This window comes from Paenibacillus sp. Y930 (assembly GCF_056786375.1).
Map to the genome: position 1 here is coordinate 681,329 of NZ_JBXCIX010000003.1, position 23,293 is coordinate 704,621.

18 protein-coding genes are annotated in these 23,293 nt (G+C 34.9%); 3 read left to right on the forward strand and 15 right to left on the reverse strand.

Features of this window, described 5'->3' with window-relative positions; genetic code table 11:
* The 4 genes from AC1TO5_RS11935 to AC1TO5_RS11950 all read right to left on the reverse strand — a co-directional run bounded on the left by AC1TO5_RS11935 (nt 1) and on the right by AC1TO5_RS11950 (nt 7,779).
* Entirely contained in the window at nt 1-1,836 is a 1,836-nt protein-coding gene (locus AC1TO5_RS11935) for a DUF2194 domain-containing protein (RefSeq protein WP_482063022.1), read from the reverse strand.
* A gap of 1 nt (nt 1,837) precedes the next feature.
* A complete protein-coding gene (locus tag AC1TO5_RS11940) occupies nt 1,838-2,731 on the reverse strand; it encodes a hypothetical protein (protein ID WP_482063023.1) in 894 nt (297 codons plus the stop codon).
* Between the two features lie 5 nt (nt 2,732-2,736).
* Complete coding sequence (locus tag AC1TO5_RS11945) at nt 2,737-4,917, reverse strand: NAD-dependent epimerase/dehydratase family protein (RefSeq protein WP_482063024.1); 2,181 nt, start codon at nt 4,915-4,917, stop codon at nt 2,737-2,739.
* 201 nt (nt 4,918-5,118) lie between these two features.
* Nucleotides 5,119-7,779 (reverse strand): choice-of-anchor Q domain-containing protein, encoded by a 2,661-nt coding sequence (locus AC1TO5_RS11950; protein WP_482063025.1) that lies wholly within the window; start codon nt 7,777-7,779, stop codon nt 5,119-5,121.
* A 739-nt stretch (nt 7,780-8,518) separates the two neighbouring features.
* Between AC1TO5_RS11950 and AC1TO5_RS11955 the strand changes: the two genes are divergently transcribed.
* On the forward strand, nt 8,519-8,944 hold the full coding sequence (locus AC1TO5_RS11955; RefSeq protein ID WP_482063026.1) for a helical membrane plugin domain-containing protein: 426 nt from the start codon (nt 8,519-8,521) through the stop codon (nt 8,942-8,944).
* Between the two features lie 41 nt (nt 8,945-8,985).
* A complete protein-coding gene (locus AC1TO5_RS11960; protein WP_482063027.1) occupies nt 8,986-10,176 on the forward strand; it encodes an NAD(P)/FAD-dependent oxidoreductase in 1,191 nt (396 codons plus the stop codon).
* A 141-nt stretch (nt 10,177-10,317) separates the two neighbouring features.
* Here the strand turns inward: AC1TO5_RS11960 and AC1TO5_RS11965 are convergent, their stop codons facing one another.
* Nucleotides 10,318-11,877 (reverse strand): glycoside hydrolase family 5 protein, encoded by a 1,560-nt coding sequence (locus AC1TO5_RS11965; RefSeq protein WP_482063028.1) that lies wholly within the window; start codon nt 11,875-11,877, stop codon nt 10,318-10,320.
* Nucleotides 11,878-11,956: 79 nt separating this feature from the next.
* Between AC1TO5_RS11965 and AC1TO5_RS11970 the strand changes: the two genes are divergently transcribed.
* Entirely contained in the window at nt 11,957-12,532 is a 576-nt protein-coding gene (locus AC1TO5_RS11970) for a serine O-acetyltransferase (RefSeq protein ID WP_482063029.1), read from the forward strand.
* Between the two features lie 95 nt (nt 12,533-12,627).
* Here the strand turns inward: AC1TO5_RS11970 and AC1TO5_RS11975 are convergent, their stop codons facing one another.
* Genes AC1TO5_RS11975 through AC1TO5_RS12020 form a run of 10 tightly spaced genes read right to left on the reverse strand, consistent with a single transcriptional unit; the run spans nt 12,628 to nt 23,261 of the window.
* Nucleotides 12,628-13,674, reverse strand: coding sequence for an acyltransferase family protein (locus tag AC1TO5_RS11975; RefSeq protein ID WP_482063030.1), 1,047 nt, complete (start codon nt 13,672-13,674; stop codon nt 12,628-12,630).
* Nucleotides 13,675-13,704: 30 nt separating this feature from the next.
* Nucleotides 13,705-15,237: a lipopolysaccharide biosynthesis protein gene (locus AC1TO5_RS11980; protein WP_482063031.1), complete on the reverse strand. Its 1,533-nt coding sequence runs from the start codon at nt 15,235-15,237 to the stop codon at nt 13,705-13,707.
* Between the two features lie 12 nt (nt 15,238-15,249).
* Nucleotides 15,250-16,266: a glycosyltransferase family 2 protein gene (locus AC1TO5_RS11985; protein ID WP_482063032.1), complete on the reverse strand. Its 1,017-nt coding sequence runs from the start codon at nt 16,264-16,266 to the stop codon at nt 15,250-15,252.
* A gap of 44 nt (nt 16,267-16,310) precedes the next feature.
* Nucleotides 16,311-17,246: a polysaccharide pyruvyl transferase family protein gene (locus AC1TO5_RS11990; RefSeq protein ID WP_482063033.1), complete on the reverse strand. Its 936-nt coding sequence runs from the start codon at nt 17,244-17,246 to the stop codon at nt 16,311-16,313.
* A complete protein-coding gene (locus tag AC1TO5_RS11995) occupies nt 17,247-18,206 on the reverse strand; it encodes a beta-1,6-N-acetylglucosaminyltransferase (RefSeq protein ID WP_482063034.1) in 960 nt (319 codons plus the stop codon).
* A 27-nt stretch (nt 18,207-18,233) separates the two neighbouring features.
* Nucleotides 18,234-19,331, reverse strand: a complete 1,098-nt coding sequence (locus AC1TO5_RS12000) for a glycosyltransferase family 2 protein (protein ID WP_482063035.1) — start codon at nt 19,329-19,331, stop codon at nt 18,234-18,236.
* Complete coding sequence (locus AC1TO5_RS12005) at nt 19,315-20,493, reverse strand: hypothetical protein (protein ID WP_482063036.1); 1,179 nt, start codon at nt 20,491-20,493, stop codon at nt 19,315-19,317. The genes AC1TO5_RS12000 and AC1TO5_RS12005 overlap by 17 nt, the downstream gene beginning before the upstream one ends.
* Nucleotides 20,494-20,495: 2 nt before the next feature.
* On the reverse strand, nt 20,496-20,957 hold the full coding sequence (gene pssD, locus AC1TO5_RS12010; RefSeq protein WP_482063037.1) for a PssD/Cps14F family polysaccharide biosynthesis glycosyltransferase: 462 nt from the start codon (nt 20,955-20,957) through the stop codon (nt 20,496-20,498).
* 26 nt (nt 20,958-20,983) lie between these two features.
* On the reverse strand, nt 20,984-22,264 hold the full coding sequence (locus AC1TO5_RS12015) for a nucleotidyltransferase domain-containing protein (RefSeq protein WP_482063038.1): 1,281 nt from the start codon (nt 22,262-22,264) through the stop codon (nt 20,984-20,986).
* Complete coding sequence (locus tag AC1TO5_RS12020; protein WP_482063039.1) at nt 22,257-23,261, reverse strand: glycosyltransferase; 1,005 nt, start codon at nt 23,259-23,261, stop codon at nt 22,257-22,259. Before AC1TO5_RS12020 ends, AC1TO5_RS12015 begins: the two co-directional genes overlap by 8 nt.
* Nucleotides 23,262-23,293 lie beyond the last annotated feature (32 nt).

Consider the following 23,293-nt stretch of genomic DNA (forward strand, 5'->3'; position numbering starts at 1 on the left):
CTACTTCAATTCAATTGTGAAATGCTCTGAATCAGCCGTAACTAGATACGTATTTTCGTCAATTTTATTGACTTCACAGGCTACAAGTTTTCCAATCTTTTTTTCCGTTCTTAGAATGAAATATTGGGTAACCGCTTGATTTGTAATGCTAACAACAACTTGATTTTCAGAAGTGTTTCTAGTAATTTGACTACTTAATACATATCCCATACTTAATGCCGCTTCACTGGAAGTTTGAGCACGTACCCATGGATACGTTACTTCCATTCTGTTTAACATCGATTCGAAGCCTTCATATAGTTGACTCCAATTTTTATCACCGCTACGATGGGTATCAAAAATATCATCCGGATGAATGAAGTGAGAAATGATTCCTAAAGATGTCATTACATTTGCTTCTAGCCATTTTGTATCTGCCGCATCAGCATAACCAGATGTAACCCGAGGCATTTCTATTATCCCATCACTAGCAATTTCATATTCTTGCACATAAGCATAATCTAATGGGTCTTCTTCATATAGACTGGAAATCACTCGGAAGTCTGGCCACTTTTCAACTAATGCCTTCCTACCTTCTTCACTAATGATATTAGAAGGTGGTACATAACTAACCGGTGAGTAGTTTGGAAATGCTTGCGCCATATACTCCACTATTTCTTCAATGGAAGCTTCAATATCATCAATCGATTCCCATTTTTCATACTCATAGAAATCAGCTATATCTTTACGAAATTGTAATGGTTGATGATTATAACCATGTATCCCAATTTCTCCACCACTCTTCAATACTTCCCTACCATAAACAATAAGATTAGTAAAATCATCTTTATGCATAGAGCCGAATGGATACGTAACGTCATCGTTGTAATCTTGAATGGCTACGGCAGTGTATTTGAGATCATACTTTCTCGCAGCTTTTATCATATCTGGCCACCAAATATCCTTAAAGAATGAAGCGATGTTTTTGCGATATTCAGCGTAAAGTTGTGTGTTTATCTCTTGACTCATAGGTGCAGGATAATCATCGATATAAAATATTTTCGAATTAAACACAGGATAAATATAATTCGGGATCATTAAACTAATACAACCAACAACTAATCCACGATTAGCTTTCATACCCAAGTTATTTCCGTTATAGACCATGAACGATCCTTCACCATAGTCCACTTCCCATATTAAAGGCGTCTGATCTTTTCCTGTAGCTAATAAAGTACTAGCAGAATCCAATTCCAAAGATAAGGAATCATTATAAAAATAGTCATCTGCAAATACTACATCCTTCTGTCCAATTAATAGATTGGACGTAAATCGAACATCAGTATTTCCAATAACGAACCAATAATTATTAATACCAAGCTTACGATATATTTGTGTTAGTACATTACCAGGATGATCCATTCTTGCAAGGAAGAAATGTCCACCGTTATCAACATAATGTTCAATATCTTCAATGTAATCTCCCATTTTCTCCAATGAAGAGATCATTATAACTGCTGAACATGAAGACATTGTGATCGTTTCTTTGCTCACATCTTGAATCGTATATGGTTGTTTAATATAACGGTACACTTCTACAAAGTTTTCTTCCATTTCATTACTCAATGAATCTTCTGAATCAGTAACCATGCAATGATTGTCTGATGATGCTGAAACCGTCTCAGCACTTTGAACTTGGTTCATCATTTCAATCCATTCTGTTCTTTCAACAAATTTATTATTTGTTGTAAATTTCAGAATCAAACTTGATCGAGCAATCTGCGACACTATTGCAAATAATAGAATACAGATCAGAATGATGTAGACGTTACGCCGAAACTTAATAGACTTATCCATATTATGCCCCTTCAGACCAGAACCTTACTGTTGTTAATGCTTGATTCGACAACCTCACTGGTGAATTTTTCAACTTATTTAACGTAAAATGCAGCTTTTGTTTGGATCTCGTAACAAAGTACACTTTCAGTAATGCCAAATATGCATCTTCATTGTGAGGGGAATTTTCGATGAATAGTTGTGCGGATTTTTCAGCATCACCATATAGTTCTAACTTAATTTCCATATTAACTTTAGCGATGTAAGCCCACTCTGTTTCTTCAGCTAAAACAATCAAACGATTCAAAACAGATAAGTACGTAAATTGGTATTTGCGAAGTGTTCTATGATCTAAGAAGCCACTATTCATAAACTCACGTAATACTTCAGCATATGCAATGACAACATGTAAATTGGATTGTTCGTTCTCATATTTAACCGTCAGCTCTTGCATAGATATTTGTAGTTTACGCTTTAACTCCATAATTGCACTAACTGCATAATGCGATGTTTCCGTATCTTCATTACTTACAGCTCGTTGCAAAATTTCAATATAATTAATCGTATCTTGCTTCAAGACATCAATCATAACTTGTCTTCGTTCTTGATGTTTACTTACAACAAGTGCATCCTCAATTGGAATAACATTAAGTTCTTTGTTCTTTTCAACTTCGTTATATATGCCTATTCTTCTAACTTTATGCTCTTCTTGTTGACGTTCGATATAGTCAGTAAATTCTTTACTTGAATCTTCCAATCGAATACGCGACCACACCATCGGCAAAATCCATCCAACTACGGGTAAAAAGGTCACAACAATGATTTTCATTGCGATATTACGTTTATTTTTCCAGTTTAAAATAATAATTACGATCCAAGAAACAATTAGATAAATTCCATACCATTGCAAGTACATTATGTTCACTCCTCACTGACTGCTGCGAATGTAATCGATGAATGAGATAAACGTTGAAGAACAATTTCTGCATCAAGTTCACTCGTATTGGATAATAGCACCATTAATTGTTGTTGCTCATTCATGCCAATATAATCAGTTTCACGTAACAAAGGAGCTATATAATGAGAAGCCTCTTCAATCGTTAATCCTTGTAGTTGACTTCTTAATAATAAATAAGGTACGTGATTCTGTTGTTTTGACAAAGATTTCGATTCCAAAATCTCTCCAAATACATCACTTTGAAGAATATTTGTACCCGAAATATAACGTGTGCCTTCAGTTGCATCGATGAAAGTAAACGCTTTACTTAATGCAGAAGAAATTAAATTTACCGTAATTTGAAATAGGTTCTGATGGTATAGTGAGAAACTTTCGAAAGACATGTCATCAATAGTAATAATTGCCGAGATGCGATCTTTATGGAAAATTGGAGCCATCATTAGTGGTGCTTCCTCGGTTAAATTTTTATTAATGTACATTTGTCCATTTGATAGTAGCTCAGATAAATGCGGATAATCTTGTACTCGTAATGACTTCGCTACTTCCGTATCGTTATAACCTGAATTCGCAAGTAAACGTAAATAGCTTTGATGTTTATTGACAGTATAGATGTTAACTTTATTTACTTTCATAATCGATTTCACTACGTTAACGGCTGCATTAAACACTAATTCAGGCTCTAAACTTTCAAGTTCTTTAGTAGCATTATAAATTTTCCCATAGCTATCACCAGAATTTAAAATTCGTAGCTGTAACTCATCCTTTACTTCACGAACCTCAGTATATACATGCTCAAGAAATTCATAACGTTCATTAACTTCTGAAATTTTTTGTTCTTGCTGCGAAATGCGTGCATTTTTTCTTTCAATGGAATAGCCTACTACTAAACCGATAAATATATAAATGGCTATTTGGAAAAAAAAGTCCGTATCGTAAGTAAGTGATATCATATCTCTACCATCATTTAATTTCTCATATGTAAATAATCCAATGGATAGTACGACGGATAGTACAGCCTGTCTATTACCATAGAGGATACCTATTATAGTTATGTAAAATATACTTACATCAACTACACCATAAGCACTATGTACATAATTAAGAGTAATCCAAGCTGTAAGGACAAACGCTAGAAGATTTTCTGCATACGGGAGTATTGTTTTCTTGAATGAGCTCAAGTCTATTCTTGGTGGTTTTTTTTCAACTACTGTGGCTGCTACTTGTTCCTCAGAGTGCTTTTTAAAAAAGAAAATTGCTGTTCGTTCAAGACCTTCTTGTATCGAATATAATGGCGACCAATCTAGATCTTTCATAATTCTAGTATTATCTAGAACGGAATGATCAATGTCTCCCTCGCGCTTATTAACATATTCAATCTTCTCAATTGGTTTGATCGTGTTAAGTGATTCAATAATATCGGTTAGAGAAGTTTGTATATTCGTCGATAGATTGTATACCCCTTTAGCTGAGCTATTTACACTACGATATATCGCATCAACTACGTCCTCGACATAAATGAAATCTCTCGTCTGTGTTCCATCACCATGAACAATAATGGATTTATCTTGAGTAAGTCGATCCATAAATATCGATATAACTCCGCCTTCGCCCTCACTATTCTGCCTTGGACCATATACATTTGAAAATCTAAATCCAATTGTAGATAATCCGTATAATTCATTCCATTTATTACTGTACATCTCATTTGTAAGTTTACTAATTCCATATGGCGAAATTGGACTGCAGATAGAATCTTCAGATAAAGGCAATTGATCCTGTGGTCCATAAACAGCCGCAGAAGAAGCATAAATGAATGATTTAACATTATATTTGCTAGATAGATCTAACATATTCACAAACCCAAGTACATTGGTTTCTGTATCTAGCTTAGGATCAACTAATGATTTCTTAACACTTACTTGTGCTGCCAAATGTACGACAACATCAAAACGATTAGCTTTAAAAACTTCCTCGCACTTTGCATCATCAACCGAAAGTATGTAACTTTTATGCTTAAATTGAACATTTCCTTTGCGTCCAGACACTAGATTATCAATAATAAAAACTTCGTAACCTTCCTTAAAGAAACGATCGGCAGCATGAGAACCAATGAAGCCGTATCCCCCTGTAATTAACACTTTCACACAAATCACCACTTTCCTAAAAATATCCGGTTTAAACTCATTAATAACATTAACTTTTTAAACACATGCAAATAATCCAAACTATAATTTTGATAATATATTCATATTATGGATATTTTTAATAATCAACTTCCAAAAAACCCCTAGAGCCAAGCACCGACCCATCTCGGCTGAACTTGCTCTAGGGAGTGTTTATTTATTCTATTGCAAAGTATAGCTAATCATGTCTCCGCTTGAGGGAAGTTTTTGCGAATTTTTATCATCAAGCATAGCTCCAAAATGAATCGTATCTGATTTACTTAGGTTGAGCGTGTCTAACGGAATAGCGATTTCAATTACTTTTGCGGAAGTATAGTACCTATTACTCGTTATCAAATTTTCACTTATTGTAAACGACCAGGACTTCCCATCCCCGCTATAACTATACAATCTACCATCTTCGAGCAAGTAATCTACTCCAGATGAGCTCCATTTTGAAATCTTATAACCAGTGTTACTATCATTATCAGAATTAAAGTAAATTTGATCCTTACCACCTAACTTACTTCCCTCCAACAAGATATACAAGTTAGCATCATCATTGGTTACTTTCACACTCTTTATATTTTTACTACTTGTAGCAATCGTTCCGATATCTGACCAATCCTTAACTTTACCATCCACAGTTATTTTATCTACTGTTGGTGTTAGTGTTGGCTCTGGTGTTGGTGTTGGCTCCGGCGTTGCTACCGGCGTTGGCTCCGGTGTTGGCTCTGGTGTTTCTGCCACAGTAGTTACTGTAGCCATTGACCCGCCTGATGGCAGTTGATTACTCGAGGAATCCTTCCAAATATACCCAATCTCAATACTGCTACTATCTTTTGCATTAAGCAATTCTAAAGGAATCGCTAATTCAACTACTGATGAGTAAATCGCTATATTAGTTTTTTTGTAGGCAGTAACCCTGCTCCAATCCCAGTTTTTACCTTTCCCTGCATATTGATACAGCGCTCCATTCTCTAGCAAATACGATGCAAACTGATTAGACCAGTGAGTAGATGCAAATGAAGTAGCATCACCCGAACCCGTATCGATATACAATTGACCTTTCTCAGTTAATAAATTTCCTGTTATTAATACATATAATGTGTCATTTGCAATAATCCCCTGCAATGTTTTCACATTAGATGCACTATTTGCTAATTCTGAGTAAGAAGTCCAGTCATCAGTTAATCCATCAATTGTAATATTAATACCAGCTTCATCGGGAGCAGATGGTTTCGGTGTTATCACTGGAACTTCTGGTGTTGGCGTTAACTCCGGAACATCAGGTGGAATATTCTCTACTAGTTCATTCTGTTCGAATGCACCTAAATCGATATTTACTCCGACTATTCGCTGTTGCGATCTAATGTCGAGATTTCCACCTGAACCGTATACTATTGTGCCCGCATCAATTGCTGGAGAGTTTTCTTGTATTGAAAGTTCACCTGATTGGGCATCTGTGAATAATGGATCTGCAAATATGGAATGCACATCTCTTTTTGTCGCGGCTACATACTGTTCGAATGAGTTATATTTGGTCCCATTCACTCTCCAATGATTAGAAATAGCTCCCGATACATAATACATATTATAATCTACAAAATTCCCGTTATTTCCTGTTCGATTATCATAGAAAAATGGCGTCATTGAGTCTGCATAAAATATGTTATTGTGATAAGAATTATTTGTCACTTGATTTTGGAATGTAATTTCTCCATCACCAGTTTTAAGAGTGTTATTGAAATAGAATGTATTGTTCATAATAATATTATTAGATGCAGCGCCGTTTTTTGTAGACGATCCGCCCATAATAAGTCCTGATTGATGATTATTATAAATGTAATTATTCCTTACGACGATGTTACTCGTCGTTTTATTGAATTTCTCGCTCGCAATCTCTATACCATAATTATTATTGTATACTTCGTTACGTTCGATGATTGTATTTGTCCCGCCATCAACATAAATTGCTGCTGCAGCGCGGACCCCTCGATAGGCCGGGTTAGTAATTGTATCGACACTATGCACGATATTGTCGCTTACTACCCCATTTCTTGCTTGGTCAATACATGGACTTGAACAAGTACCATAATGACCCGCTACATCAATCCCAATATTGTTCACGTTGTATATAAGATTGTTCGAAATCGTAAATCCATCTACATTACCAACAACAGTTACTGTTTCACTTGATCCAAGTATTAAGTCATGAATTTTATTACCTGAAATTGTAATGTTCTTTATTGCTTGAGCTCCATTACCATATACAATAATACCGTTTGCATTGCCTTTTACATTATAATTTGCAATATCGTGCAAATGGTTATTCATAATATAAAGATTGGATCCACTCTTTGTTACTTTTATACCAGCCAAATACTTCGAAGAACTATCGGATACTAGTCCAGTTAGCTCAAAACCATCGAACACAACATAATGTGAATTGGTGAACTGAACAATATGTGAAATATCTGGTACGTTAGATACATCAATAACCGGTAGTTCCCCAGGATAAGCCTGGAACGTAATATGTCCTGCACTTGCTGAACCAGAGCTAGTAATTGTAATAGCTTCTTCATATATGCCATCACGTACTAGTACAGTTTCCCCTGCTTTCATCGTATCTGCTGCATACTGAATGGTACGCCATGGTGTGTCGACAGACCCATCATTATCATTCGAACCGCTTGTTGAGACATAAAATACTTTACCAGGGAAATGATCCGTTGAGCTGGCGCCTATTGGTAGGTACGTAAATAAAATCATAACACTTAGAAATGAAAGAAAACTGAATTTCACTCTTTTTATGATCCTCACATGCTTTTCCTGTGTATTCATAGCAAAGAGCAGCCCCCTCCGTATTTAATTTGGCCCCGTATAACAATCGCTACAGCCATTGTCTACAAGAGTTTTCATTCCATATTTTGAGTTTAACATTAAGAATATGGTATGAAAATGGACAAACGTATAACGAAGGGAATTTAATTCTCTAGCCTTATTTGCTACATTTTACCACATGATTATTTAGCATAGATAGTCATTTGTTAATTAACTGCGACTTTTTACACTCTTATTGTTAATAATATGTAACGATTTTGCATATACTATCGTCGACTTCAGGATAATTTCACTTGAACAATGACCTTCTCATCACTTAGGATGTGCCAAAAGTCATCTCCTTTCCTAATATGAAACGATTATTCAATTCTTGATGAATTTGGAGCAGTTCCGTGAATTACAAGTAATAACGAGAAATATTGTGTAAGTATAGAGACGATTTCATAATATTAGGCTATAATATAAATAACAACTTAAGCCCTTTTGGATTTCGATTCTATTTTCACTCATTTTTCGTTATAGGCAATTGCAATTTAGCATTTGCTAATTTCGTGTGAGCAAAGTTAGAATCTGTTAGATTGCTTATAAATAGCAGTCATGTCACATACTTTCGAGTTAGGTGAAATTTATCACAATACTTTCATCCAAGCACGTAGTATAATTAAAACAAGAAATCTGGAATCGCTTCATGCCGATCATTAATCGGTCAAAAGTAGTTCTATTCAAAGGAGACCTGGATATGTCAGAAACAAACACACAAGCGCAATCTGAAGCGGTAACTCCGAGTCAACAGCAGCAAGCTCTACTTGAGCAATTGTTGCAGCCGGAAGTACAAGCATCACTTTCTACTTTAGTAGAACAATTGCCAAAGTTAACCGAATTAGTAAGTTGCTTAACAAAGTCTTACGATGTCACTAAAACTTTAGCTACTGATGAAGTTTTCAAAAATGACATCATAAGCGCGACTACAGAAATTGTTGGTCCAGTTATTGAAGGCGCAAGATCAATGGCAATCAATGCGATTGAAGCTAAAGATCGCGCTGCAACAAGTCAAGAAGTTATTGGTATTTTCGGACTTATGAAAATGCTTAAAGACCCTCAAGCACAAAAAATGTTCCGTTTTATTAATGCATACCTTGAAGTGAGCAACGAACGTTCCAAATAAAATAATTGAATTAATCTAAAGTAATGGACGGAGGACTAGCTATGTCTAAACACATTGTCATATTGGGTGCAGGTTACGGTGGCGTACTTACTGCTCAAACTGTTCGCAAATACATGGACAAAAGTCAAGCAAAAGTAACGGTAATCAACCAATTCGCAACACATCAAATTATTACGGAACTACATCGCCTAGCTGGCGGTACTTTAAATGAAGAGGCTATTGCTATTCCTTTAAAGAAAATTTTCGAAGGTCTTGACGTTAACTTGAAAATTTCTAAAGTTGAATCTTTCTCTGTTGAAAACAAAGAAATTAAACTTGCTGATGGCACTACTCTTTCTTACGATGCTCTAGTAGTAAGTCTTGGTAGCCAAACTGGTTACTTCGGTATCCCTGGTCTTGAAGAAAACAGTATGGTTCTGAAATCAGTTAATGACGCTAACCAAATTTACAAACATATCGAAGACCGTATTAAAGCTTATGCTAAAACTAAAAACGAAGCTGATGCTACAATCGTTATTGGCGGTGGCGGTCTTACAGGTGTTGAGCTTGTTGGTGAAATTGCGGATAACTTCCCTAAAATCGCGAAACAATATGGCTTAAGCGCTAAAGATCTTAAAATTAAGTTGATCGAAGCAGGACCGAAAATTCTTCCTGTTCTTCCAGATCATTTGATCGAGCGTGCGACAGAAAGCTTAGCCGCTCGTGGTGTAGAGTTCATCACTGGCGTTCCTGTTACTGGCGTTGTTGGTAACAAAATCGAGCTTAAAACTGGCGAAACAATTGAAGCTAATACATTCGTATGGACTGGTGGCGTAGCTGCTCTTCCAGTAGTAGCTGATTCTGGTCTTGAATGTGACCGCGGTAAAGCTGCTGTTAACGAATTCCTACAATCCAAATCACATGCTGATGTATTCGTAGTTGGTGACTCTGCGCTTGCTTTCCCTGCTGACGGCGGACGCCCTCATGCTCCAACTGCACAAAATGCTTGGCAAATGGGTGAGTTGGTAGGCTTCAATCTTTATGCTTACTTCAATGGTAAGGCTATGGATGAATTCCACCCAGTTAACTCTGGTACTCTTGCATCACTTGGTCGTAAAGACGCAGTTGCAACTGTAGGTGCTAGCAACACTGCACTTAAAGGTATTTCTGCAACATTGATGAAAGAAGCAAGTAACATTCGTTACCTGTCTCACATCCACTCTCTACGTACAGCAGTTCATACTAAGCTGTAGTAGTTATATGGAAGACCGTCTTATTATTAATAAGGCGGTCTTTTTGTTACTCAAATTGATTTTCAGGAACAAAAAAAGACTGACGAGAAGCCCAAAGTTATTTGAGCTTCTCGTCAGTCCGGAACTTCGAAAAGAGGGCTTTTACTGTGAAGCGCTCACCAAAGCCTTAACAATTTTCGGATAATACCATCTCATTGCAAATCTATCGTATAAACCATAGTTACTTAATGCTCCTGCTTTATTTGCATAATTGCCATCATCCCACCAAAATACCGTTATATTTTTCTCTCTAGCGGTAGATACTAAAAACTTTGCATATTTAATTCTATCTGCTTGAGAACTTTTGTGATTCATTCCGGACTCACCTATGATTACAGGTATTCCTTTACTAACAAAGCTTTTACTCAATCGCTCTACTACAGCCAATATTCCTTTCTGACTAGAACCATAATAATGAACTTGTACAATTAATCTATGTTTTATTTTATCCTTCGGTAAGACAAAATTCTTAATTTCTTGTTCCTCTGCGCTTGCCGCATAAGTATTAACAATTAAACATCTTTGAGCATTATTCCCGCCAGTACTTCTTACCGTATTAACAAAAGCTTGATTTAAGTCATTGGCAGCTTTATAGGAATCTTGATCAGCCCATGACCACTTATTGGATTCATTTAAGAGCTCGTTATACCCTTCAAATAGCAATTTATCATCAATATCCTTCATATAACTGGATATTTGACTCCACATGTAATTGTATTTCTCAGCATTAGCATTCAATGTTGTAGGATCTGCTTTCAACCATCCCTTTGCACCGGTATCATGATGCACATTAATAATACAATACATGTCGTTATCTATTACATACTGTACAACTTCTTTAACCCTTTCAAGCCAAGCGAGGTCGATCGTTCCTTGGGAATCCATATGATTATAGAAAGTAACAGGTATTCTTACAGCACCAAAACCAGCATCTTTTATATCTTTTATCATAGCCTTTGAGGTCACAGGATTTCCCCATAAGGTTTCATAATACACTTCTTTTGTAATATTTGGATTTTTAGGCATTGGATATTTGTTTATTTTTATTCTAATCGTCAGCGTTCCACCCACAATATCCGTTGCGTTCTTTAATTTAGACTGTTTTGTTAGATCTGAAGTAATATATGCTGTCACTTTACTATTTATGGATTCAGAATGTTTCCCTAGAATATTGCTAAGTTTAACAATCGAACCGTCTTTCTTTTTAAATTCGGCCTTAGTGACAGTAAAATCTAAAGTACTAGATCCTGTAGCTCCAATCTCTTGATTAATAATTTGAAATGAAAATGTCCCGCTCTGTTGCTTTTTATCCGAGTTTAATTTTTGAATATTCCACGTTAAGACATATTCTGATCCATTTCCAGTTAAGTAAGATGTTGGCGATGCATCCCATCCGCTATATTCTTTTGTCGAGTATACCGCCATAATCTGATACTTATCCCTTTTTTGCTGAGCAATTTCGTACGCTTCTGGATTTGTACTAAAAGCATCTAATGTATTGCCTAAGTTCCAGCCTAACTTCATTGCTTTCACAGTATTAGTTGCTGTACCTGTGCCTTCCGCAACTCCAGTGCGGCCTGTAGGTACTAACATGAAGATTAAAGTGATCATCAAAATAACTGCTACCACTTTAAAAAAAGGTGTTTTTTTCATGTTTTTCATAATAAACCCTTCCTGATGATTCCTTGTCAATATTTTTTATGCTACAATTTGATTACTAATATCAAGGGAGGAAATATGAGTGAATATTGAAAAACTGTGGTGCAATGCAAATATTTTCCGTTCGATTCCAGCTCTCCTAGCGTATAAATTCTCACCTATGAAAGATACAATTAATAAAGATCTTACAGTATGGTCAAAAAGACGTAATATTAGCCATCTACATATACTTATGCAATTAAATTGGTTGCTAGTTCATTTGCCAGAGTTTCGAAACTTGTTCTACCACCGTATAAAAAAACACAACAGACTGCTTGGCGTATTTCTATCCATCTTTTATCCGAGACTAAACACACTTTATATTTACACTTTGGAGATCGGAGGAGGATTTTATATTGAACATGGTTTTAGTACAATTATAACAGCTAAATCCATAGGTGAGAATTGTTGGATTAATCAACAAGTGACAATCGGATTTACAGAAGCCGGATATCCATCGATTGGAGATAATGTTAGGATTGGAGCAGGTGCGAATGTACTTGGTTCCATCCACATTGGTAATGGCGCTAAAATTGGTGCCGGAACGGTTGTTGTAAAAAACGTGCCGGAGCATTGTACAGTAGTTGGAGTCACACCTCGCTATCTTTTGAAAGAATAAACTCGCCTCCTCTTTACCCATTTCGAGTAGAGAGGAGGCAAAAAAGATGCTTTCAGTAAATCTAGTCCTACCAAACTCGTTCACTTCTTTTACAATTATACAACTTCCGCGGCCTCCGCAACCCTCTTATTACTTGTTGCTAACTTGTTCATTGATTTTCCATTTAACACTAGGTTTAATATCGGGATTTTTTTAATGATTTCAGCAATCACAAGAGAACCAGCAATGGAGATCATCCAAGCAATAATCCAATGAATATTGATCCCAAAACGATTGCTTAAAACTCCCGTCGTATAAAGAAAGAGGCCACCGTGGAAGATAAGTATAATTAATGACTCCCTCCCAATATAGGAGAGAGACTTAGAAATAACTTTAATTGAAGAGAATAATGATACTATTTTAAGAACAACGATACTTCCACAAATACCTGCCAAATAAAATAATAGTACATTACTGTACACTCTAAAACCGACGTCAACCTCAGCATTAAAATAGGCTGCTACAGCAAAGAGTACTACCAATCCCAATGTGACAAAACTTATAGGCTTAAACTTATCCAATATTTCATATTCTTTTAGCTTATAACCAGTAAACACAAAAATCTGACATACCAACGCAACGTCAAAACTCCAAGGTAAATACATAATCTTGCCAACCAAAACTCCGACAATGCTAATTGCAAGGAACACAAATAATTGAACATAACTATTAATGTTTTGAACAAATTTCATCACAATACTAAAAATGACTTGTGTACAAAAGAGACAAACTAGAAACCACAATGCTATATTGATGATCAGCCAATCATCAGGAGAAATTCCGTAAAAAACTCCTACAAATGTCCTTGACAATGAAACCTCGTCCTTACCAATTATTGTACGTAAAACAAAAAATACATAGAAAGAAAAAGCCGCTACAAAGTATGGTAAGAGCAGCGTCTTAATTCGGTTTTTTAAAAGCAACTGCGGACTAGCAAAATACCTTTGACTAAATAGAAAGCCAGACAACAAAAAAAATAACGGCATCCTAAAGTGCGCTAATACCTCGTTAATCGATGTCGGTAAGTTAGCATGGAAGGCAGCAACAAGCAAAATACTTACGCCTCTTGCCATATCAATTGAATCTAATCTAGGCTTACTCATAATTTGAATCTCCAATCAATTAATTCGAAGTCAAGTGGTTTTACTACCTTTTCTTAGCATAGTTCTTATCCTATAATAAATGGATCGGAACTCCTCAGTCTTCATATATCTGACCAAATAAATAAAATTGACAACAATCAAGCAAATGAAAGCTTTTATAAACCATATAAATAGGGACTGCTCTGTAAAATCAGAAAGCATCCATTTAACTACTAGTAATATTCCAATAGCCAAAGCAAAGTTCAAGGCATGACCAATAAAATACTGTGTTGCTTTTCTATTGAAAAACTCTTTAAACAAAACGATAGGCTCATACCAAAAATATGTAGTGACTTTTGCGATGAAATTTGCCGCCAATATACCCGCTAGACCAAAGTGAGATCCCAAGATGATAGATAAAACAATATTAAGTAATGCCGTTACTAACATTACATATTTTGTTTTCATATACAAACCTGTTGCTTCCCGAAAAGCCCATAGCGGTTGTAAAACAATACCTAAATAAAAGTTAAGTATAATAAACAGTAACTCTGTCTTGCCTAATACATAGTCGACTCCTACCCATAATGATATAAAATCCTGCACAAGAAAATAGGTACATACAACACAAACACCACTTAACCAGTAGCTCACCATTTCCATAGATTTAAAGATTTCATACCTTTTCTCAGTTCCTTCATTAACCACGAGATTCCCGATACTCGGTGTAAGGGAACTGAACACAATAAAGACCATGGCGCTAATATTTGCTGTTATAGTATAATAATTCGCAAAAAAACCGACACTGGCCGTTCCGACCATTACAGAAATAAGGATATTGTTTGTTCCCGTAATAAGCACGGCTGAAAACTTGTAAACGAACACACCCTTCATATTACCAAATATTTCTTTCCTTTCCGCAGCAGATAGGATGACTTTTTCTTTTATGTAAGGGTACAATTTGTTTGCAATTTTTGAGATGAGTAGATTGTTCGAAACGGTTGTAACAATGGTCACCATAATATAAAGCAGGTAACTGTGAGTAATCAACAATACCAATGTCTGTAAAATAAGCTTACTTGCAGTTATCCACATCTCATACTTGGCTATATGATATCCTTTTTGATCAGCAACAATAAGTGATGATTTATAAACAAACAGGTATGAAATCACTGTATTTGCTAGCATGACTATATAATATATTTCAAGATTCGGAATTGGAACTTCCACATTGACTATATACTTTAAGAAAGGAACAAATCCGACACCAACTATTGCAACAACTATAGCAATGAAGTAGTAAATTCGTTTATAAAAGTTAATCAACGCGGTTACTTTCACTTTGTTGTTCTCTGCAAGAGGCCTATAGAAGCTATATGCCATAGCGGTTCCAAAGCCTAAATCCGCCAGAGAAAGCATCATCAGTACATCGGCAAATAATCCATTTATACCCAGATACTCAACTGAGAGGATTCTAACAAATATGGCCCTTCCAACAAAAGTAAGAATGATTGATAAAAATTTACTGGCGAAACCCATTACCATATTTTTTGTAGAATTATAAGTTCTGCTATTATTATCCAACACAGTTTCCCCTTAATTAATCCCTGAGTTACGGGTAGATTGTGTACTCATTTTGCCCCTCATTCTCCACATATTGTAATACACTTTTTCATTAAAAAAGTATACCATTAATTCTAGATTTTCCATCATTGTTGTTCTAATCATCTTCTTGTTCTTCAAGTAAATCTCTTTCAATTTAGATCGGTCACTTCTAATTAATTCGGCATGATTACTTTGTTTATCTTTCGACCATTTCATATATTGCGCACTCATTCTTATATACAGCATTAGCATTTTTCTGAATAGTTCAAATTCATTGTTATCGCCATAGAATTGCATCCGATGACGATAAGCCTCAAATAAATGAAATCTCTTTTCATTAAATTGGCCCATAATGCTGTCACTTTTTTGAAAGTAAAAGTACATTGGTTCATTCAAATAAACGACTTTCTCCGCCCGATACAATAATTGATAGGTTGTAAATTCATCCTCATGGATCTTCCCCTTCGGATACCTCACTTTATCAAAAATACTTTTTTTATACATTTTGTTCCATGCAACTGTGCCAATGACACTTTGTTGCTTATCAAAATACATTAGCTGTGTTGACATTCGATCAAGAATGATCCCTTCAGACTCCGCAATCGTTCCGGTGACATCAATTGCAGATTCATTTGCTTCGTATGCATACTTCAAATTACATATAGCAATATCTGCATTTGTTTTAATTAATGTAGTCAATAATCTTTCGCACATTGTGTAATGAATAAAATCATCAGAATCTATAAATACGATAAAATGCCCTGTAGCAATATCAATTCCTGCATTTCTAGCATCAGATAGTCCTCCATTTACTTTATGGATTACTTTTATTCTACTATCTCGCTTTTCATACTCGTCACAAATAACCCCGCAGTCATCCTTAGAACCATCATCTACCAATATAATCTCTAGATTCTGATAAGTTTGACTTCTAATACTCTCTATGCATCTTTTCAGGTATGGTTCGACATTATAGATAGGAACAATTACGGAAATTATATTATCCAAATACTTTCCTCCTAATTTTCTGATTTAATGTTAATAACTTTGATTTATTCTTTTATTAAACTTGCCGAAGTTATTTCTTTAGTCCATGTTTTATAATAATTAGAGTTTTTGCCGTACGAGTTATCAAGTAACACGTTTTTCTTACCCATTAGACAAGAAAGTATATGACCATGCATCCTTGAAGTTTGAATTTCATGATAGGAACCAAATAACTTTATAGCTTTATTTACTAGATAATCCGAATACTTGGTCCACATATAACTAACCGGAATATTCTTTTCAGCTAGCTTGGAAATAAGTGTTATCATCCTTCTCTCATTTCTGCTATATAGAGTAGCCCAATCAAAATAGTCTCCATTAGCGTCTGCCTCCATGCGTACTTGACTAGGTGACTTCTCTACATCTGTTCTGAAAAAGCGTAGTATTGCCTTTGTTGGTTTACGATTATGTTCGATTGGCCAAAGTTGATGTGCCATGTCAGGAGATAAATACACATTACAGTTTTTGAATTCTTTAACAGCCGTCTCGTAGATATCTGTGTCTCTTAAATAGATATGTACATCCTTGTGTGCATTAAATATAGCAGCTGTTTTGCTATACTCCCTTTCACTTTTATAGAAGATGGTCTGCGGTAATATAACAACTCTATTGTTCGGATACTGAGATATGACTTTTTCTCTTATTTTTTGATGGATCGGATATAAGTCTCCAAAATTCCCTCCTCCATGCATGACAAAAATATCTTTTTTTTCCACTTTCAATTTTTCTGGAAAGTCTATAACACTGTATCTTGCCTTCACATTAACATTGAATGCCTTAAAAAAGGCTTCTGTGCCCTTCATAATCAGAAGGTCACCACAATTTCCATGGACAGGATAATCAATGTAGAATACATTCGATCCAGATGGTATCACATTCGTTATATCTTTAAGTTTATGTTTAAGATTTTCCATAGGATGATTACGTTGTTTTAACTCCATTTAACTTCTCTCCTTACTCCATAATTTCATTTCAATCTGTTTGATTTCTTCATCTATTCTATCCATTAAGCCATCCGAATCCCCACTTTTAACCTTCCGCACAAACAAAACATCTTCTTTCATTATTTTTTCAATGTCATGTTCAGTAAATACGGTCACGGTTTGGGGGAATTCAAAATAGTGTAGGTTTCGCCAATTCACAAGCCATCTTTGCTCGGGCTCATCATATTTCACACAGCTATATTTGAACTTTGAATTATGTACAATGGTATGGAAATACTCTTCATCCGGAAATTGAATATGCTTCATAGTGTTATTGAATTTTGGATGTGATTTTTCAAATTCAACAATATATTGTGCACATTCTCTAGTTATCGCCCATTGTGCAGCGCCATAATGAATGTCATAAGTCTGTCCACTTTCTTTAATGACACCATTAAAACCAATGGTCGCAATACTCTTCAAGGCAAGCTTCAAATATCTCATATACTTTTTTAATTTCGACTTATTTGTTATATAAAAATCATCGTCTCTTTTATTGTAAATCTTATACTTACTAGAGTAATGCCAGTCTTTAGTGTTAGCGATTTTGCATCCTCTTATAAATTCACTGCCATTGTGACTATTGAAGAATTCTTCGATATATGTATTGGAGCGGACAGGGTAGTCAAGGTTTTGAAGAAGTACAAAGTAATCGTATTTCTGCTCAGATTTAATGGCGGTTTCAAGCAATTCTAATGTTGCTTCTATTGCGTTATATCCTCCCCAATATACCTTTTGCCTATCTTCAATAAAGTAAACTTGATTATTGTGTGCTAATCTCTCTTGAAAAGGAGTGATATCAGCCTTTCTATCTACATGTATATACATATCAAAGCTTTGATTTTGAGTTAATTTATTAGCTACCCTAGTAACGACATCTGGATCACAGTGGCATAGATTCAAAAAAGCAATTTTCATTTCATATAGGCTCCCATAATTATCGTTCTATTCTCTTTGAAATTTATATTTCAGTAGATGCAGTAGTGGCATACATCCGAAGAGAATTAAGAACATATGCCACTTCATCATAAGAAAAGGCACTGTCTTAACATTAGGTACATAATCAAGCTTATAATTTACGATCGTTTTCTTGACTTCACTTTGTCTTATGTAACCCATATAAAGCTTGTATCTTTTCATAAATCGATAACTAGGATGTTTTTTGGCTAACAAGAATGCCATTTCCACACATGACATTAATACCGTTCCACGCCAATCGTTGTCAATATTTATGCCCACTCTATTCTTAATTCGTTCAGTCAATTCTAGTCTGGCATCCAATAAATTGATCTTTCCTTCAAGCTTCGCTGTTGGGTTTCTTTCATACTTGTAAATGGTTGATGTTTCCCTCGTCACCAAGTAATAAAAGCACTTATGATAGACGTAGCATTTCTGAGCATGGCTTAAATACTCGGAAATAAATATAGTATCTTCACCCACTTTGAGATTTCTATTAAATTTCAAAGCGTTGGTCTTAATAATGTCGCTTCTAAGCATAATTCTCCAAAGAGCTGGGTTTTCAACGTACAATGCATTTTCTTCACGATTAAGCCACTTGTTCACTCCATCGTAAGATACTCCGATAAATCTAGGTACTAGTGTATTTAGAATCGCATTACCTTCATAGAAGCCTTCTTCAAAAATTGGATAGCACGTTGCTTTTACTTTTCCATTTTCATAGCAGTGGTATCCATATATTAAAGCATCAACATTTTTTTCGGTAATCGTGTTATAAAGCTCTTCACATGTGTATGGTTCTACAAAGTCATCTCCATCAAAAAATAGAATAAATTCTCCCGATGCAGCCTCAACCCCGGTATTTCTTGCCATGGATACACCTTCGTTTTGTTTATGTATAATCTTGATTCTGGAGTCTCGTAAGGCGTAATCGTTACAGATTTGAGGGGTTTCATCCGTAGAACCATCATTGATAACGATAATTTCAAAATCCATAAATGTCTGTTCAATTAGACTATCCAAACACTTTTCGAGGTATCCTGCAACATTATAGGCAGGAATAATTATACTAATTTTTTTCTTCATATAATAAGTGACCTCTTCCAATGAATTTATAATTTAGATCATAAATATATTTTCCAATTATTATTAGAGGGAAACACAAGCTAATATTTAACACATAGCCTTCCATGACACCAAACACCGCTAGCATAATAACCATAATTTTATCCTTTGGTTCCATCTTTGGTTCAAGTACATAAAATATAGCAGAAATAAATATTAAATAGAAGCTCCCGTATGTTATGAATAAATATAGATATGAATTATCAAAATAAATATTATCTAACCAAAATCCACCCCAATATGACTTTTCAGGAAATGATATATTCCTACCATTTAACGAGTATCCATATTGATCATATGCATACGCCCCGTAGAGCAATCTTCCGGTTAAAACTTTATCCAATTCGTGCCAAATTGTATATGCAATACCACTTAGTTTGGTATACATAGCAACCAGTAAAATAAATAACACCGCTAGTAAAGGGAAAATAACTTTTGTACATTTACTCAAAAAGAGCTGAAATGCTTCTCCTTTCCGTTTCTCAAAAAGGATGAATACTATAGCAAGGACTATTACAATTAAGCCGGTATTTGTGTTCGTATAAAAATAAAAAAACATATTGATTAGAAAAATGATTAGTAAATCATTAAATTTAATACGATCATATTTCAAATAAATATATTCCAAGCATGTCCAAACTAATATTGCAGAAAATAAGTTGGGGTGCTGCATATGAAAGAAATGTCTGATTACACCGTTTCTCTCAATCAACTCAACTGTATCGGGATATAGAAATAGAATACTAAAATATATACATACATGAATAAATAGATATACCTTCTTAATTACTACACTAGCTTTTAGAACGTTTTCTAATTTAACGTTTTGCATTGCAATTAAACATAAATATCCATAAAAAATGGAGTAATATTGTGTTGATAACGCAGCATATCCAAATAGAAGCGTAAAAAGCACTAGCAATAACAAACTATAGGGATTATACTTTTGGGTAATCAATTTATAGCCAATACACATAGCAAACAATAGAATCATAATTAAGTCTAGTTTGTTCGGGTAATATATTAAAGCTGAGATAGGTAAGAGATTTTTTAAGATAAATATACAAAATGCAATAATAAATATATGTTCATTTCTGCGCAGCTCCATATAATCAAGATTCATAACTAGAAAATCCCGCCTCCATACTTAGCTTTAGGATATACCTCTAGCATCTCTTCCCATTGAACGATAAACAGATCAGCAAACTTATACATGAGTTTTCCTGTCAATGATGGTGAGTCTACTCTGGCGAAAGACTCGATATATATTATTTTTATCCTCAGAATAAATCCAATTATACAGATTGGATACGTAGCCAATGCTCCCGTTGATATGATGCAGCTTGGTCTTTCTTTTATCAAAATATATAGGGACCTAAAGAACAGCATGAATAATTTAAATAGAAAAAGTGGCTCCATACGATTGATCTGACTGACATAGTATATGTTGTCGCACATATCCAGTTCCTGAAAGTGGCTTTTTTCAGTAATCAGAAATGATTCATATTTATGAGTTAAATCTATCAGACGAGCAATTTCTTCTAAATGCCCTCCAGACGAAGCAGCGAAACATATTTTACTAGCCATCTTTATCCACTCCTTTACTATCTTTGTTAAAGCTCAAGTTTCTTGATTAATTGGAGTCTATAATCAGCTGCCTCTAACTTTTCAAGTGGATTGTACCAATCTTTGTAGATCTTATTGTAAGTATTGTACCGTAACATAAAATCAATGATCTTATGCACCCACGCTAAAGGTAGTAAAATCTTGTTATTTTTTGCGTAACTGAATTTCTCTGGCAGCGCCTTTGCTGCTGGAAAGAGCACTTTTATTTTTCTTTTGATGCCTGTCACTGGCACCTTTTCCTCTCCAACCAGATACGGGGTCATTATTCCAAGAATTTGCCATGGGCTTGTTTTATGCTCGTATAGTACGCCCTTATGAATCATATCTAACAGTAGCGCTTCCTCTGTCCCGTCATCTTCATAGGTCATATTGAGTAATATGCTGCTATTCATCTTAAAATATTTTACGCACAGGCATAAGAAGTTTATACAAAATTTGGTGTATCCAAGTCTTCTCATACATTCCCAAAAATATTGATAGTCAATGCTATCCCCATATTTATTCACAAAAAAAGTAATATCAACTAAACACCTTATACCAATGGAGTCTATTACAAAATGCTTAATAATATGAAACATCTGATAAATGAAATGCTCCTCATGGCCTAATGTCGTAAGCTTAAGGTTACATGCATCAAGTTCAATTAATGATTCTCGTTCGGTCAATTTCATCTCATTTAAAATATTTATTCTTCTTCCCTCATAGTCTTCCCAGAGGGAATAGTGGATTTCAATCATGTGATTCATTTTGGGAGAAACAAAAACCGGCACATTGTTTTTAGAGTGCTCCTCATTCTTTTCGTATCCAAGTCTATATAATAGATTCGTTACTTTCTCTTTATCCTTCTCATATACGAAAATATCGGTATCCTTTGAAGGACGAAGATCGAACTGGGGATATAAATCAGCTAGAATCATTCCCTTAAACAATACTAACTTAACATCATCTTTTTCCGCTTCTGCAATAATCTGTTTAATTGCAGCTTGCTTATAGCTTTGTGTTATATGATGAACTCTTTTGTGCTCTTTCCATTGTTGAGAATGCTCAGATAATATTGTTTTAAGTCTGGGATCTCTTAAACAAGCATAATAGAGTAAACCATCAACTTTACTGCTACGTGCTACAGTAAAAATATACTCCCAATCAGTATTCTCATTCACAAATCTCTCCAGATGAATAAATTCATCCGTAATTGTCGATTTTAAGAGCTCAAGTAGCAACTCGACATTGCGATCAATTTTTCCGAATTTCTTTTTAATATTAATCACCTGCCACTCTCATAAACAAACTTTTTATTTTGAAGTAAGATGACAACAATATAATATTATTTCGCTTCAACATCTGAAGCTCGAATCGTTTATAAAACGATCTTAACTGGGATGGGTTAACATTACTTAATATATCTTTAATCATATCTTCTTTAACAACTTGAGTTACAACTCTATTACACTCTGAAAAATTATTTTTATACGAATACAATAGCAATAAATTGGTAATAACAGAAAAAAATTCTCTGTACATTACTCCTTTTAACTCGCCATTATTCCAAATATCCGCCAACCGTTTTCTGCAGTCGAATAGTTCCCTAAAATCTTGGATTTTGGAATGAATATCAAGCTTATGCATGACGCTTTCTCCATGCTGTCTGTAATACAATACACTTTCATTTATTAATAAGAGATCGTTGGCTACTTTTAAGTAGTCGAGAACAAAAATAGCATCTTCTCCCGTCTTAAGCCCATCTCTAAACTGGATGTGATTGGTTATGATCGTATTTAACTTAAACAATTTTCCCCAACATGTATTTAGAGCAGCAGTGCCCAAGAGTAACTTCCGTATGCTATTTATATCGTCTGTCGTCTTTGATTCAATATCAAAAAGCTCCTCTATAACCTTTCCATCTTGGTAAAGTGTATAGTAACTGAATGCAACGAAATCTAACTCTAAATTGATTGCATCCATAATTACATTCCATTTATTGGATTTTATGTAATCATCCGCATCTAGGAACATGACATACTTTCCAGATGCACGAAATAGCCCCGTATTTCGTGCAATGGAAACACCTTCATTAGATTTATCAATGACTTTAAACCTCGAGTCTTTTTTTGCGTAGGTCTCACATATATGTAAGGAAGAATCAGTGCTCCCATCATTAATCATTAAGCACTCCATTTCTGGAAATGGACAGGTTAAAATTTCATCTAGGCACTTTGACAAATACTTCTCGGCATTATATATCGGGACTATAACACTAAGCTTCATACAATGCTCTCTCCTTTATATCTATCCAAGTC

Bases quoted from the DNA above. Each gene is read 5' to 3' on its own strand.
- AC1TO5_RS12000 (WP_482063035.1), bottom strand. From the start codon at position 19,331: ATGAAGAAAAAAATTAGTATAATTATTCCTGCCTATAATGTTGCAGGA.
- AC1TO5_RS11975 (WP_482063030.1), bottom strand. From the start codon at position 13,674: ATGAGTAAGCCTAGATTAGATTCAATTGATATGGCAAGAGGCGTAAGT.
- pssD (WP_482063037.1), bottom strand. From the start codon at position 20,957: ATGGCTAGTAAAATATGTTTCGCTGCTTCGTCTGGAGGGCATTTAGAA.
- AC1TO5_RS11935 (WP_482063022.1), bottom strand. From the start codon at position 1,836: ATGGATAAGTCTATTAAGTTTCGGCGTAACGTCTACATCATTCTGATC.
- AC1TO5_RS11960 (WP_482063027.1), top strand. From the start codon at position 8,986: ATGTCTAAACACATTGTCATATTGGGTGCAGGTTACGGTGGCGTACTT.
- AC1TO5_RS11995 (WP_482063034.1), bottom strand. From the start codon at position 18,206: ATGAAAATTGCTTTTTTGAATCTATGCCACTGTGATCCAGATGTCGTT.
- AC1TO5_RS11955 (WP_482063026.1), top strand. From the start codon at position 8,519: ATGTCAGAAACAAACACACAAGCGCAATCTGAAGCGGTAACTCCGAGT.
- AC1TO5_RS12020 (WP_482063039.1), bottom strand. From the start codon at position 23,261: ATGAAGCTTAGTGTTATAGTCCCGATATATAATGCCGAGAAGTATTTG.
- AC1TO5_RS11950 (WP_482063025.1), bottom strand. From the start codon at position 7,779: ATGAATACACAGGAAAAGCATGTGAGGATCATAAAAAGAGTGAAATTC.
- AC1TO5_RS11990 (WP_482063033.1), bottom strand. From the start codon at position 17,246: ATGGAGTTAAAACAACGTAATCATCCTATGGAAAATCTTAAACATAAA.
- AC1TO5_RS11940 (WP_482063023.1), bottom strand. From the start codon at position 2,731: ATGTACTTGCAATGGTATGGAATTTATCTAATTGTTTCTTGGATCGTA.
- AC1TO5_RS12005 (WP_482063036.1), bottom strand. From the start codon at position 20,493: ATGAATCTTGATTATATGGAGCTGCGCAGAAATGAACATATATTTATT.
- AC1TO5_RS11965 (WP_482063028.1), bottom strand. From the start codon at position 11,877: ATGAAAAACATGAAAAAAACACCTTTTTTTAAAGTGGTAGCAGTTATT.